The organism is Haemophilus sp. HMSC066D02 (genome assembly GCF_001810545.1).
Lineage (GTDB): Bacteria > Pseudomonadota > Gammaproteobacteria > Enterobacterales > Pasteurellaceae > Haemophilus_D.
In genome coordinates this window covers 8,242-23,031 of the sequence record NZ_KV801804.1, presented here as the reverse complement: position 1 = coordinate 23,031, position 14,790 = coordinate 8,242, and the positions used below count along the sequence as shown (strand labels likewise).

The 14,790-nt window shown below is 38.1% G+C and carries 15 protein-coding genes; 4 read left to right on the top strand and 11 right to left on the bottom strand.

Going from position 1 to position 14,790, the window contains the following annotated elements; genetic code table 11:
* Positions 1-3 precede the first annotated feature (3 nt).
* The 4 genes from HMPREF2750_RS00365 to HMPREF2750_RS00350 all read right to left on the bottom strand — a co-directional run bounded on the left by HMPREF2750_RS00365 (position 4) and on the right by HMPREF2750_RS00350 (position 2,072).
* The gene (locus HMPREF2750_RS00365) at positions 4-645 is read right to left on the bottom strand and encodes a hypothetical protein (protein WP_070582149.1); all 642 of its coding nucleotides are present in this window, start codon (positions 643-645) and stop codon (positions 4-6) included.
* 12 nt (positions 646-657) lie between these two features.
* Positions 658-963, bottom strand: coding sequence for a N(4)-acetylcytidine aminohydrolase (gene yqfB, locus HMPREF2750_RS00360; RefSeq protein ID WP_070582148.1), 306 nt, complete (start codon positions 961-963; stop codon positions 658-660).
* A gap of 76 nt (positions 964-1,039) precedes the next feature.
* On the bottom strand, positions 1,040-1,609 hold the full coding sequence (locus tag HMPREF2750_RS00355) for an SPFH domain-containing protein (RefSeq protein WP_070582147.1): 570 nt from the start codon (positions 1,607-1,609) through the stop codon (positions 1,040-1,042).
* Between the two features lie 31 nt (positions 1,610-1,640).
* Complete coding sequence (locus HMPREF2750_RS00350) at positions 1,641-2,072, bottom strand: DNA polymerase III subunit chi (protein ID WP_049355404.1); 432 nt, start codon at positions 2,070-2,072, stop codon at positions 1,641-1,643.
* Positions 2,073-2,310: 238 nt separating this feature from the next.
* On the opposite strand from HMPREF2750_RS00350, the gene fumC reads away from it, so the two are divergent.
* Entirely contained in the window at positions 2,311-3,705 is a 1,395-nt protein-coding gene (gene fumC / locus HMPREF2750_RS00345) for a class II fumarate hydratase (RefSeq protein WP_070582146.1), read from the top strand.
* A gap of 111 nt (positions 3,706-3,816) precedes the next feature.
* Positions 3,817-4,419: a chalcone isomerase family protein gene (locus tag HMPREF2750_RS00340; RefSeq protein WP_070582145.1), complete on the top strand. Its 603-nt coding sequence runs from the start codon at positions 3,817-3,819 to the stop codon at positions 4,417-4,419.
* 38 nt (positions 4,420-4,457) lie between these two features.
* On the opposite strand, the gene HMPREF2750_RS00335 is transcribed toward HMPREF2750_RS00340, so the two are convergent.
* The gene (locus HMPREF2750_RS00335; protein ID WP_070582144.1) at positions 4,458-5,357 is read right to left on the bottom strand and encodes a RimK family alpha-L-glutamate ligase; all 900 of its coding nucleotides are present in this window, start codon (positions 5,355-5,357) and stop codon (positions 4,458-4,460) included.
* 130 nt (positions 5,358-5,487) lie between these two features.
* Between HMPREF2750_RS00335 and HMPREF2750_RS00330 the strand changes: the two genes are divergently transcribed.
* Positions 5,488-5,751: a GrxA family glutaredoxin gene (locus HMPREF2750_RS00330; protein ID WP_005695639.1), complete on the top strand. Its 264-nt coding sequence runs from the start codon at positions 5,488-5,490 to the stop codon at positions 5,749-5,751.
* A gap of 55 nt (positions 5,752-5,806) precedes the next feature.
* On the opposite strand, the gene HMPREF2750_RS00325 is transcribed toward HMPREF2750_RS00330, so the two are convergent.
* The 6 genes from HMPREF2750_RS00325 to rsgA form a co-directional block, all read right to left on the bottom strand.
* The gene (locus tag HMPREF2750_RS00325) at positions 5,807-8,833 is read right to left on the bottom strand and encodes a glycoside hydrolase family 2 TIM barrel-domain containing protein (protein ID WP_070582143.1); all 3,027 of its coding nucleotides are present in this window, start codon (positions 8,831-8,833) and stop codon (positions 5,807-5,809) included.
* A 121-nt stretch (positions 8,834-8,954) separates the two neighbouring features.
* Positions 8,955-10,154, bottom strand: a complete 1,200-nt coding sequence (manA, locus tag HMPREF2750_RS00320; RefSeq protein WP_070582142.1) for a mannose-6-phosphate isomerase, class I — start codon at positions 10,152-10,154, stop codon at positions 8,955-8,957.
* Positions 10,155-10,226: 72 nt separating this feature from the next.
* A complete protein-coding gene (crr, locus tag HMPREF2750_RS00315; RefSeq protein ID WP_049366136.1) occupies positions 10,227-10,727 on the bottom strand; it encodes a PTS glucose transporter subunit IIA in 501 nt (166 codons plus the stop codon).
* A 59-nt stretch (positions 10,728-10,786) separates the two neighbouring features.
* A complete protein-coding gene (gene ptsI / locus HMPREF2750_RS00310) occupies positions 10,787-12,514 on the bottom strand; it encodes a phosphoenolpyruvate-protein phosphotransferase PtsI (protein ID WP_049384499.1) in 1,728 nt (575 codons plus the stop codon).
* 79 nt (positions 12,515-12,593) lie between these two features.
* Positions 12,594-12,851 (bottom strand): phosphocarrier protein Hpr, encoded by a 258-nt coding sequence (gene ptsH / locus HMPREF2750_RS00305; RefSeq protein WP_005695633.1) that lies wholly within the window; start codon positions 12,849-12,851, stop codon positions 12,594-12,596.
* 152 nt (positions 12,852-13,003) lie between these two features.
* A complete protein-coding gene (gene rsgA, locus HMPREF2750_RS00300; protein ID WP_049384500.1) occupies positions 13,004-14,041 on the bottom strand; it encodes a small ribosomal subunit biogenesis GTPase RsgA in 1,038 nt (345 codons plus the stop codon).
* Positions 14,042-14,116: 75 nt separating this feature from the next.
* Here rsgA and orn point away from each other — a divergent pair, with 75 nt between their 5' ends.
* Positions 14,117-14,665, top strand: coding sequence for an oligoribonuclease (gene orn, locus HMPREF2750_RS00295; protein WP_049370207.1), 549 nt, complete (start codon positions 14,117-14,119; stop codon positions 14,663-14,665).
* The last annotated feature ends 125 nt before the right edge of the window (positions 14,666-14,790 follow it).

Below are 14,790 nucleotides of genomic sequence, written 5' to 3'. Positions count from 1 at the left end.
TAACTACTCACATTCAGGAAGATCCCATTTTTTTGCGGGAATTTCATTCTTATAACGAATAATAGTATCGTTTTCGCTGAGTAATCCATCTAATGTATAATGTCTCTTTGTTGTTTCACTATAGGTATCCTTTTTATAAGTCCCATTTTTATCCGGCAAAAGATAGAAAATCTCATTAATATCCTCATCCATCTTTAAAATTGGTATAGGTTTATTAGCTATTCGTTGAAAATAATAATACCCTTTATTCTCAATAATAAATTTAAAAGTTTGAGAGCTTATATTGGAATTATTAGATCTTTTTGTTAATTGCACATAGGATCCAGCCTTTACTCTACTTTCAGATAAATATTTTTCGGAGTCTTTAAATGGTGAATTATTAAATACTCCATTTTGAAAATCAGGTAGAAAAAGCTCACGTAAAACTAAAACTCTTCGAGGGCCATCTTGTACTAAACATTGCTTAACATCATCTTTCTTATAAATAGTTATAAGATGAGTTGCGTAATTTTTTACACTTAATGTGCCATAGTCACTACCTGCATAATCTTTATACTTCGGATATATCCCATCGAAACTAAGACATGCAGACAACGACTGAAAAATAGGAAGCAATAAAATAAGTCTAATATATTTTATATGCATGATTCCCTCTGATTATTTTATCTTAAAATTGATTAATACGAACTTATCTTCACTAGGATAAATCGCCTTAATCACCTCTTTCAATTCCGCCAAACTCATATTTTCCTGTGCCGCATGCTGCTCCGTCAGTTCATCAAAAGTAATCGGCGATACACTTAACACTTCAATGGTGCAGAAATATTGATTATTTTCAAACCGCCCAACACGCAAAATATCGCCTACTTTAAAATGGCTTTCGGATTTATCCCGAATGGTGATAGCTTTACGCCCGGCGAGAATATCAGCTTCGAACCGTTGATAAAAGGTAATATCGTTCATAAAGTGCGGTCACAAAAAATCTATTTTTTAATTTTGAGGGCAAATTGATCACGCCCTCATATGGGTAAGAGTGAGATTATGCCTTAATCCCTCTTAATTCATCTTTAATACGTTGAATTTCTAAGAATAAACGGCGTTCTTCTTGACGGCAGAAACTATCACCGCTTAAGTTTTTCGCATCAGCAGAACAACGAACTTGTTTATATTGCTTTTCTAACACATTCAATACCGCTTTTTTCTGTTTATGCTTAGCACTTTCTTTCGATGCTTTTTCAGCAGGAATTACGCGTGGTTTCTGAGCCGTTGCCACTTGTTGCGCTACAACCGTTTCTTTTTTCTCAGATACTTTTTCTGCCACATCATCCGCTTTCGCCTCTTTTTTAACTTCGGCTTTTACTGCATCAGATTTTACATCTGCTTTTTTAACGTCTGTGCTTTCTGTTTTCTCAGCGACTTTTTCGGCTGATTTAGTTTCAGCCACTAATTCTTTTGATTTTTCAACCGCACTTTCTGCTTTTTCTGTTGGTGCAGGGATTCTTACTGCTTTCTCAACTTGGGTTGAGGTATTTTCTTTATTGTCACAAGCAGATAATAAGGTGCTTGCGCCAAGAATAAGGCTTAAAGCCACTTTAGCGTTTAAATTCATGTTAATTTCCTAGGTTTTAAAGTTAAAAAGATTAAGTGTTTTCAGTAGAAAGCGTCCAACCTTGCGAACGAAGAATTTTATAACGTTCACGCGCTTGGGCTTTTTGCGTTTCTTCTACCGGTACAAAATCAATTAATTGCGTAAAGCTGTGGCTAAAATCCGGCACTTCCATTTGTAAATTGATCAGCAAATCTCGACGTTGGGCATTGCGTTTGCCTTTCCAACTAATCTCAATTGGCGGAGCATATTGTGTTGCTTCGCCTGAAAGATTATGAGGAACAAACTCATTTGGATCCCGTTGCCATAATGCTTCATCAATTAAAAATGCTTGCTCTTCTGTTTCGCACGCGATTAAAACTCGCTTGCCTAAACGCCACGCTTGAGCAGCAAGATCACAGGCAAGTTGCTCAACTGTTATCTTCTTTTCTGGATTTAAGAGATAAAATTGTGCGTTTTTTGCCATGATTGCGACTTCTCCATTTATCGTTTTGTAAACTGGCGGATTTTATCAAAAAAGCAGCAAAAAATAAATCATCAACAAGGCGATTAAAGTAAATAGAAAAAACACGGAAATTTTTTACCGCACTTTTATGATCTACATCACAAAAGTAACTTTTAACCTTTATGTTACATTCCATTCATAATTCGTAGGTGTTAGAATTTTCAAGATTTATTTTTATTTTCGATGATAGGAGTATCACATGGCATTTCGTATTGAAAAAGACACTATGGGCGAAGTTCAAGTTCCCGCAGACAAATACTGGGCAGCACAAACCGAACGTTCTCGCAACAACTTCAAAATTGGTCCGGCAGCTTCTATGCCGCACGAAATTATTGAAGCGTTCGGTTATTTGAAAAAAGCCGCTGCTTTCGCAAACTGTGATTTAGGTGTATTACCTGCAGAGAAGCGTGATTTAATCGCAACCGCCTGTGATGAAATCCTTGCAGGAAAATTAGACGACCAATTCCCGTTAGTCATTTGGCAAACCGGTTCAGGTACACAATCAAACATGAACGTGAATGAAGTGGTGGCAAACCGTGCTCACGTTTTACATGGTGGTAAATTAGGCGAAAAATCTTTCGTTCACCCAAATGATGATGTAAACAAATCACAATCTTCAAACGATACCTTCCCAACTGCAATGCATATTGCGGCATACAAAAAAGTGGTTGAACACACCATTCCTTGCGTAGAACGTTTACAAAAAACTTTCGCACAAAAATCAGCTGCATTTAAAGATGTAGTAAAAATTGGTCGTACTCACTTAATGGATGCCACTCCATTAACATTAGGCCAAGAGTTCTCTGCTTATGCTGCACAATTAGATTTCGGTTTACGTGCACTTAAAAACACTCTTCCACACTTAAGCCAATTAGCACTTGGTGGTACTGCAGTAGGTACAGGTTTGAACACACCAAAAGGCTATGATGTGAAAGTGGCGGATTACATCGCACAATTCACCGGCTTACCATTTGTGACTGCGGAAAACAAATTTGAAGCGTTAGCTGCACACGATGCAATCGTTGAAACTCACGGTGCAATTAAACAATTAGCGATGAGCTTATTCAAAATTGCAAACGACATTCGTTTATTAGCATCAGGCCCACGTTCTGGTATCGGTGAAATCTTAATTCCTGAAAATGAACCAGGTTCTTCAATCATGCCGGGTAAAGTGAACCCAACTCAATGTGAAGCGTTAACCATGGTATGTGCGCAAGTATTCGGTAACGATACCACTATCGCATTTGTTGGCTCACAAGGTCACTTCCAATTAAACGTATTTAACCCTGTAATGGTGGCGAATTTCTTACAATCTGCACAATTATTGGGTGATGCTTGCGTATCATTTGATGAGCACTGTGCAACCGGTATTCAACCAAACTACCCACGCATTAAACAACAATTGGAAAATTCATTGATGTTAGTAACCGCACTTAATACACACATTGGTTACGAAAATGCAGCGAAAATTGCGAAAACTGCACACAAAAACGGTACAACCTTACGTGAAGAAGCGATTAACTTAGGCTTAGTTTCAGCCGAAGATTTCGACAAATGGGTTCGTCCAGAAGATATGGTGGGTAGCTTAAAATAAACTCCCCCAATAATTTGATGTCAAAGGCAGGTATTCCTGCCTTTTTATTTGTGTTTTTTTAGAGGGCTTTTTTGTTATAATCACGGCAATATTTTTGATATGAAAAAAACTATGAAACTGAAATTTATTATTGCTGCTATTTCAGCCTTATTTTCCACCGCACTTTTTGCCCAATGGCAACCTGTCGGCAATGCTGAATATACATGGGGGCCATTCCATGTTTACACTGTCGGCTTATATTCTGAAACGGGTTCCTATGAAAAAAATGAACGTCCATTAATGTTTTCGATTAAATATGAAAAACCAGTAGAAGGAAAAAACTTCGCCATTGCTTTAACCAAAGAAATGGAATCACAAAATTTAAGTAAAGATGACACTACTGCATGGCTCAAAAAAATGCAGGAAATCTTCCCTGATTTTTCACCAAACGACATCTTAAATTTTGTTGCTTTATCGGATAAAGGCTATTTTGTATTAAATGACACGGTGTTAGATCACGAATTCGATCAAAAATTTACACAAGCGTTTATTGATGTATGGCTTTCAGACAAAAGTAGTTTTATCAAATTACAACCGCAATTATTAGGTAAAGAAAAACCGGCTCACGATAGCAAAGAATTTCAACATCAACCAGCAAGCGAGTCTTTTGATGAAGAAAATACGATGCCGGAATTACCACCAAATTACGATTTTAAACAAGACACAAAAGGATAAACAACAAGGGCGAAGATAATATGGTTCGCCCTTTTCTTTTATTGTTTCACTTGCTGTTCTAAAAACAAGATCATCTGCAATGCAATATCAATGCCACTGGTTTTCTCAATCATTTCTAACCCTGGGCTAGCATTTACTTCCAGCACCAATAACCCTTCTTTTGAACGAATCAAATCAACACCAGCTACAACAAGCCTTAAGGCTTTAGTGGCTCGAATGGCAATGGATTTTTCCTCTTCAGTGAGTTTAACTTTTTCTGCTGTGCCACCACGGTGAAAATTTGCACGAAACTCGCCATCTTGCCCAATACGTTGCATTGTGGCGACGACTTTATCACCGATCACAAAACAGCGAATATCAGTCCCTTTAGCCTCTTCTACAAAATATTGCAATAAAACAGGCACATTCGCATCTTTTAACGTTTCTAAAATACTAACCGCACTTTGTGGACGTTCGGCTAAGATCACACCAATACCTTGTGATCCTTTTAAGGTTTTAATAATCATTGGGGAGGTTGTTTGCTTAATGGCTTGTTTCGGCTCAACTTCACAACCCGATAAGACTGAACTCGGTACTGCAATACCTTGCTCTAATAACATCTGCAAACTACGCCATTTATCGCGTGCGACTAAAAATGCCTGTTCTTTATTAAGGCAATAGACACCTTTTCCTTGGAAATGACGCAATACGGCACAGCCCATTTGGGTACTTGCCGTCCCAAAACGTGGTATCACCGCATCGTAATCGGGCAATAAATAAGGCTCACTTTCTGCATTTTGTTGATAATACAAAGAAAAGTGCGGTTGATTTTTGTCGAGTTTTAAAATGCAACGATTAGGATCCAAAATATCCATTTGATGCCCGCAACTTTCTGCTGTTTCTTTTAAACGCTGGCAGCTATAAAGGCGAGGCTCGCGGCAAAGCATCAATAATTTCATTCAGTTATACCCTTAGGAAAAGAATAGTTGATATATTACACCAATCACAATAATCCTGAAAAATGATTTCTGCTTTTGTGGAAATAGAGTAAAATCATTAGGAATTTTGTTTAAATAAAAGGAAAATTTTATGTTCGTAGTTATTTTTGGTCGTCCTGGCTGCCCTTATTGTGTACGTGCAAAAAACCTTGCTGAAAAATTAAAAGGTGAAGTAGCGGATTTCGATTATCGCTATGTAGATATTATCGCTGAAGGTATTTCTAAAGCAGATTTATCAAAATCTGTAGGTAAAGAAGTGGAAACTGTGCCACAAATCTTTATCGATGAAAAACCAATCGGCGGTTGCACTGATTTCGAAGCATTAATGAAAGAACAATTTAACGTTGTTGCTTAATTTTTGCTAAAACATAAAAGTGCGGTTAATTTTAACCGCACTTTTTTATTTCATCTTATTCAATTTGCAACAAAATAGACCAATCCCATTCCGTTTCATTCAAACGATATTGTTCCTTTAACGCAGGTCCACAAGAATTGGAGCCAACCCCACTCATTTTGTAATCCACACACAAGATCGTACTGCCACTTTTTTCCAAATCATATTGGTGCTTTTTACTGCACAATTCTTCTTGAGAATAAGGGGAAACATTCATACTAAAAGGCATATCACTTTGCACGGTAAAGTAATCAGCCGAATTCGCCACCTTCACTTCATGACAACCATAGTGACTGCCATTTTCTTGTGGTTTTAAATAAGGTACATGATTGCTTTCTGGCGTTGTCTTATAACGACCGAAAGCCGTGGCATGATGTTTATCCAGATAACTTTCCGTTGGGCCATAGCCTACATACTCCACTTGATTGAATCCTTGGTTAAGGAAAAAACGCAAACCAAAGCGTGGTAAGAATGGCAAGTGTGGTTGTTTTTCAGCATGAATATTGATGTGAAGCAACCCATTTTGCTCAATACGATACACCACATTCAATGTCAAAATTCGCGCTTTTGATACGGCAACCAATCCTAATTTAAAGGTAATTTCAACCGCACTTTCCTGCTCAATTACACGGTAATCATAGACTCGACTCATCGCACGATCGTAACCTGCTGCAAGCCAATGTGCTTTCATTAAACTATCATTATCTAAAGGAGCTCGCCAAATATTAAAATCGGCAGCTTGATTCAACCACGGCTCGCCCGCTTTGCGAATTTGTTGAATGGTGCCTTTATATTGATCAAACTGGTATTCAATATCTGCCGCTTTAATTGAAATTAAATTGGCATGTTTTGAAACAGAAATCGGTTGGAGATTTGATTTGAGCTCATTAGCGAATAAATGTGCTTGCGCCGACAAAATAATCTGATCAAATCCTAAACTGTGCCCTCGGGGAATCAAGCCCGTTTCTGTTTTTTGATGATAGGTCAAGGTCAAAATTTGTAACGCACCGTGAGTTGCTGGCAATGTTAAAGGCAAAAGGGCAGTTGATTTTGGCGCAATTTTTGAATCATTCATTTGGCCTTCTTGTACAACCGAAAAGTCCTCAGTGATTTGATAATGAATCGAAATGGCCTCTGCCGCATCCGTAAAATCCAAATAATTTTTGAGTTCAATATGACCATTTTTTAAGGTAGCGCGAAGTGGACGATACACATTTTTGTATTCCAACAAATTGCTTTGTATTTGACGATCAGCCGTCACTAATCCATCAGCACAAAAATTACCGTCATTCGGCGTGTCATTAAAATCCCCGCCATACCCCATTCTGTTTGAATTTGGCAAATAAGGCGAATGATTGCACCACTCCCACACAAAGCCACCACAAGCACCAGCATGTCGTTCCATAGATTGGAAATAATCTTCCGTATCCCCGCAAGAATTCCCCATCGCATGCAAATATTCACAGAAAAGATACGGCTTTTGATTTTGGGTATCGGCAAAATAAGCATCCAATTCTTCCGTGCTGGTGTACATTTCGCTATGAAAATCTAAATTGGATGTGTCATTTTGATGCGCTGAATGTTGAAAGATCGCATTTTCATAATGCACTAAGCGACTTGGATCGCGTTGTTTTACCCAAGCGGCCGCTTGCTCAAAATTCTCACCGTAGCCACTTTCATTTCCCAATGACCAAATCACAACAGAAGGACGATTTTTATCTCGCTCAACATTGGCATAAGTGCGGTCTAAAATGGCTTGATTAAATTCAGGGCTTCGAGCCATATAGCAATAATTGTCGATTGTTTTTTGACGAATTGCTTCCTGATCAATCTCTGTTTTTACCCCTAACAAAATACTTGTTTCTGGCGACTCGACATAGACTGCATTCGTGCCGTGTGATTCGATATCACTTTCCGCAATCACATAAAAGCCATATTCATCACACAATTCAGTAAACCAAGGTGCATTCGGATAGTGCGCTGTGCGAATAGCATTAAAATTATGCTGTTTCATTAAGCGTAAATCTTGCAACGCTTGTTCTCGACTGATGACATAACCCGTTTTCGGATCGCTATCATGACGATTCACACCTTTAAACTTAATGGCTTGCCCATTAAATAGCATGACGCCATTCTTCACTTCAATATGACGCAAGCCGACCTTTTGGCAAATCACTTCTGAGCCATATTGCAAAATCAACGTGTATAAACGAGGGTTCTCCGCATGCCATAATTGTGCATTTTCAATTTCAGCATGAAATACGTGTCCTTTTTGTTCTGTTATCAATTTGCCTTGAGGATCACATAATTGCCAAGAAATGGGTTGTTCTCGTTCTGCAAACTGACAGGCTACATGTAATTGAGCTTTAGTAAACTCTTGATTCAATTGCATTTGAATGAAGAAATCTTGTAAGTAATTTTTTTCTCGCTCTAATAGATAAACATCTCGAAAAATACCAGACATTCGGAATTTGTCTTGGTCTTCCAAATAACTGCCATCACACCATTTCAACACGAGAACATGTAAATGATTTTCCCCTTGTTGTAAAAAGTCAGTGATATCAAATTCACTGGTGCAATGACTAATTTGGCTGTAGCCCACAAATTGTTGATTCACATAGACAAATAAACAACTGTCTACCCCTTCAAAATTTAAGAGATACCGTTTTCCTGCATTGATTTCGACATTAAAGATTCGATGATATAAACCACAAGGATTTTCAATGGGTACATAAGGGGGATCAAAAGGGAAAGGATAATTTACATTTGTATATTGATGATTATCGTAACCATGATTTTGCCAATTGGAAGGAATGGGGATTTTATCTGTAAATGAAATATGAAGGAAATCTTGAGGCAAGTGAGTATAGCTTTCAAAATAAGCAAAATCCCATTCACCATTTAGTAAGGTAAAGTAAGGGGAAAATTCTCGTGTCTTTTTGACCGCACTTTCTGCTGAAGAAAAAGGAATAAAATAAGCATGATGTGGTGTGGTATTCACATGTAAGGTTTGCGGATCTTCAAAATAGCGAGGCAACAACATAAAAACTCCCAATGCAATTTAGACACATAAAAAAGGGCGCCTGAATGACGCCCACTATACCTAAAATCGTCGATTAATCTAGCGATAAGTTCACAAATCGTGATACTTATCACATTAATTTTTATGGCAATTTTGCCAAGAAGGCATAACCGCCTTTTTCACTCATTATCTTAACGTTAGAATCCGCTGTAATGAATGCTGACTCACCTTGCTTCAACGTAAGTGCGGTTGATTTTTCTTGTATTTTTAGCTCACCTTGCATCACCAATAAAATGCCTGCACTTTGAAGACTCAATTCAGTATGTTGTTGTGATTCAACACGAATTTGAGCTAAAGCAAAATCGTTTACTGGCGTTTTATAAGTAAATTCTGACTGATTTTGAGGTGCGGCTGAGATAATTTGAGGTGTTACTTCGCGACAATCTACAATTTTTAATAATTCGACAATATCGACATATTTTGGTGTTAATCCACCACGAATCACATTATCAGAACAGGCCATTAACTCCACGTTTTGTCCGCGAAGATAAGCATGAGGAATCCCTGCATCCTGGAAAATACCTTCCCCTTCTTTCAAATGTACGATATTAAAGAGATAAAAACATACCAAGCCGGCATCTAATTTTTCAGGTGAAATCGCCATGGCTTCCATGGTATAAAGCACCCAATAATCAGGATTATCTAGCGTCAACTCACCATTTTTATAAGGCTGTTGGTTGGCTTCAATAATAGGTAATAGCCAATTTGCGAGCGTTGATTGATCCGCCAACATCACATCTGCATAAAATTCAGCAAGGCTTTGCTTACCTAATTTTTCAGCCAAAGGTTGCAAAGAGGGGCGTGCATTTAATGTCGCAAGAATTTGATCCTTTGTTTTAAAACCGTGTAAAAGCCAAAAATCTGATAAGGCCATCATCATTTCAGGCTTGTGGTTTCGGTCTTTATAAATCCGTGTGTTATCAGTGAGTGATACACCTTTTGCATTTTCAGCCTCAAAGCCCTTTTCAGCTTGCGCTTTCGTTGGGTGTAATTGAATCGACAACGGCTTTTCAACATCTAAAATCTTTAACAAATAAGGCAGTTCATCACCAAATTGCTGGCGGCTTGCTTGCCCTAGTGCGGTCGGATTTTGCGATAAAAATTCAATAAGGGATTGTTTACCTGTTACATTCTCAACTTCAGAAGGTGCTGATGGATGTGCGCCTAACCACCACTCCGCACAAGGTTGATCTTCCGCTGAATTTAATCCAATCAATGATGCAATATAGTTTTTTCCGCCCCATGCATAATGCTGCACTTGGCCAGTTAATCGATAAATCATCTTTACCTTCTTTAAAAAGAATAAGGATAAAAAAATCCGCTTATTTAAAGCGGATCTTTTAGTCTATAAATCTTATTTTGTTAAACTTAAAACAACAGATTCTCCAGCAATCACTTCACCTGATTTTTTCTCGATAGATGAAATTTCATCCATATTAGAGATAACAACAGGTGTTAAAACTGATTTTGCTTTTGATTCTAATGTTGCTAAATCAAATTCGATTACTGTGTCGCCGCGTTTTACGCTTTGACCTTCTTGTGCGATGCGAGTGAATCCTTCACCTTTTAATTCAACGGTATCAATACCGAAGTGAACGAATAATTCAACACCCTCTTTTGATTCCATTGAAAACGCGTGATTAGTTTCAAAAATTTTACCAATTACACCATCAACAGGCGCCACAATTTTGTTACCTGTTGGACGAATTGCGATACCATCACCCACGATTTTTTCAGAGAAAACAACATCTGGTACATCTTCGATATTCACAATCTCACCAGAAAGTGGCGCATAAATTTCGACTTCCACTGTTTTGTTTTCTTTTGAACCAAATAATTTGTCAAATAAGCCCATTTTAATCTCCTATCTATTAAAGATGGCTAGTATTTTAACGTAAAACTCTGTTTTTGTATCTAGTTTAACGATTTTTCTGCTAAAAAAGCTTGAATTAATTGCTCAATTTCAGTAGCAGTTGGTTTTTGTAATGCTTCATCAGCTAAGGCTTTCACCTCTTGATAATTCACATGACGAATTAATTTTTTAATACGTGGTACAGAAATTGCACTCATACTAAATTCATCTAAGCCCATACCGAGTAACAATAAGGTCGCGCGTTCATCACCGGCTAACTCACCACACATCCCCGTCCATTTACCTTCAGCATGAGAGGCATCAATCACTTGTTTGATCAATCCTAGTACTGAAGGTGACATTGGGTTATATAAGTGAGAAATCAATTCGTTACCGCGGTCAACAGCTAAGGTATATTGTGTTAAGTCGTTTGTACCAATACTAAAGAAATCCACTTCTTTCGCTAAGAATTTCGCATTCACCGCTGCAGATGGCGTTTCAACCATGACACCCACTTGGATGTTTTCATCAAAAGCTTTACCTTCTGCACGTAATGCTGCTTTTAAGGTTTCCAATACAGATTTTAATTCGCGAATTTCTTCTACCGAAATAATCATTGGGAACATCACGGCAAGTTTACCAAATGCAGACGCACGTAATACCGCTCTTAATTGTGCGTGTAAAATCTCACGACGATCAAGTGCAATACGCACCGCACGCCATCCTAAGAATGGGTTCATTTCTTTTGGTAAATTTAAATATGGAAGCTCTTTGTCACCACCGATATCCATGGTACGTAATACCACTAGACGCCCTTCCATTGCTTCAACCACTTCTTTATAAGCAATGAATTGCTCTTCTTCGCTCGGTAATTGATCACGATCCATAAAGAGGAATTCAGTACGGTATAAACCCACCCCTTCTGCTCCATTACGGTGTGCGCCTTCGCAATCACGAATCGTACCAATATTGGCTACCACATCGACTTTATGATCATCAAGGGTCACTGCAGGCAAATCTTTTAATTTCGCTAATTCTGCTTTTTCTTCAGCAAGTTTTGCTTCTAGTGTTTTTAATTCATCGATTTCAGCTTGAGTCGGATTCACGTAAACACGATTGTTCACGGCATCTAAAATAAGATAATCACCGGTATTCACTCGCGCAGTGACATTATTTGTCCCAACAATGGCCGGCAATTCAAGTGAACGAGCCATAATTGAGGTGTGAGATGTTCTACCACCAATATCAGTGATAAAACCTAATACTTTTTCTAAGTTTAATTGAGCAGTTTCTGATGGAGTTAAATCGTAAGCCACAAGGATAGACTCTTCGGTAATATCACCAAGATCTACGATGTGCATACCTAAAATATTTTTGATTAAACGATTACCGATATCACGAATATCACCCGCACGTTCTTTTAAGTATTCATCATCAATTTCAGACAACATTTCAACTTGTTGATCGATGATTTTACTTGCTGCCACACTCGCATTCACTTTGTTTGAACGAAGATAATCAATAATTTCCTCTTCTAACTCTTCATCTTCAAGGATCATTAAATGGCCTTCAAAGATGGCCGCTTTTTCTTCACCTAAGGATTTTAATGCACGTTGATGAATAGAATTAAGTTGCTCAACAGCAGCTTCACGACCAGCATAAAAACGGGCAACTTCTGCCTCAACTTGATCTTCTGAAATTTTTTGCGTATCAAGAACAATTTTTTCTTCTTTTAATACTAAGGCTTTACCAAAAACAATACCTGGTGACGCTGGAATACCTGTAATCATACTTTTACCTTCCGAGATAATTTATTAAAAGTTAGATAAACAATAGCCATAGAATAGAAATCCTATGGCTAATCGTAAATTATTCTAAAGTAGGAATTAATGCTACTAAATGTTCAACGGCTTGTTGTTCGTCTTCACCTTCCGCCGAGATGGTGATTACAGTTCCTTGCGTCAAGCCTAAGGTTTGTAGCTTAAATAGGCTCTTCGCACTTGCACTTTTTCCACCGGAGGTCACTGTTACATCAGAAGCAAATGCTTTCGCTTCTTTTACAAATTGCGCCGCTGGACGGGTGTGTAAACCATTAGGAGCTGTAATTTCTACATCTTTTGAGAACATAATGTTACCTCTATAGTAATTGTAAAATTTAGTCTATAAATCCGCTGTAGTATCTCTATTAAATGCCCAATAATCAAGGCTAAACACAAAAAAACTTGAGCTACGTCACGAAATTTGGGGTAATTTATACCTAATTTACAGTAATTTGTCTACTACACAGAAAAATGACGCTGTGATTTCGTCTCACTCAAGCTTTCAATGAGGCGATGATAATTCTCATAGCGTATAGCTGAAATCCGACCTGCTTCGACAGCCTCACGTAATGCACAGCCAGGATCGTTCAAATGCTTACAATCTCGGAATTTACATGTACCTAAGACATATTGAAATTCACGATAGCCTTTGGTGATTTGGTCTGGCTCCAAATGCCATAAACCAAACTCACGAATCCCTGGTGAGTCAATCAAATTACCACCTTGTGGCAAATGGTATAAACGAGAAGAGGTTGTGGTATGTTGACCCAAGCCTGAGGTTTCACTAATACCGCCTACTTGTGCATTTACTGTCGGTAAAATATGGTTAATTAAGCTAGATTTGCCTACCCCAGATTGCCCCACAAAAATGGATGTTCCATCACTTAAAAGTGCGGTCAATTTTTCCATATTTTTTCCGGTTTCAGCAGAAATGATGATGGTCTGATAACCAATATCACGGTAAATCTGTAACTGGCTTTCCACTTCCTGCTCTTGCTCGGCATTCAGTAAATCGCCTTTATTCACCACAATGACAGGTTCGATCCCTGCATTTTCACACACCACTAAATAACGATCGATAATATTGAGTGAAAGTACCGGTACAACGGCAGACACAATAATAATACGATCGATATTCGCCGCGATTGGTTTCAACCCATCATAATAATCTGGACGAGCAATTTCATTTTGTCTTGGGTGAATGGCTTCAATCACGCCACTCACACCTTGAAGCTGTTCGTTGCCTTGTCGCCAAATCACTTTATCTCCAACTACGAGACTAGAAAGTGTACGACGTAAATTACAACGGAAAATTTCACCTTGTGCATTTTCTACATCTGCATGAACCGAATAACGCGTAACGACTACCCCATCTTGGCTTTCACCTAGCATATCATCTTGCCATTCCACTTCTTTCTTCTTGTGGCGATGCAAGGCTTTCGCGTTATTTGATTGAATTCGACGAGTTTGATTTTGCGTTAGTTTACGTTTGCTCATAAAGTGCGGTCGTTTTTTCCGATGTTTTTCGTTAAAATAAACGGGATTAAAAATGTTTATAGGATACCTTATATTATGCAATTAGATAAACAAAATCTGATTTGGATCGATTTAGAAATGACAGGATTAGATCCTGAAAAAGAACGCATTATTGAAATCGCGACCATTGTGACCGATAAAGATCTTAATATTTTAGCTGAAGGACCTGTGATTGCAGTTCATCAAAGTGATGAATTATTAAACAAAATGTCGGAATGGTGCGTAAAAACCCATACAGCAAATGGCTTAGTTGACCGTGTTAAAGCGAGCAAACTCACTGAACGTGCAGCAGAATTACAAACATTAGATTTTTTAAAACGCTGGGTGCCGAAAGGTGCTTCACCGATTTGTGGCAACAGCATCGCACAAGATAAACGCTTTCTTTATAAATATATGCCTGATTTAGCCGATTATTTCCACTATCGTCATGTGGATGTCAGTACATTAAAAGAATTGGCTTCTCGCTGGAAACCAGAAATTTTAGATGGATTTAAAAAAGGCAATACTCATTTAGCTCTTGATGATATTCGTGAATCAATTAAAGAGTTAGCTTATTACCGTGAGCACTTTATTAATCTGGGTTGATGAAAACTTAGGCAAACTCAATCATTTGCGAAATCTGCGCTTGCGTTGAATAAATTTTTTCGTATAATGTTGCCTCATTCACCAATGTGAAATGCGGGAATAGCTCAGTTGGTAGAGCACGACCT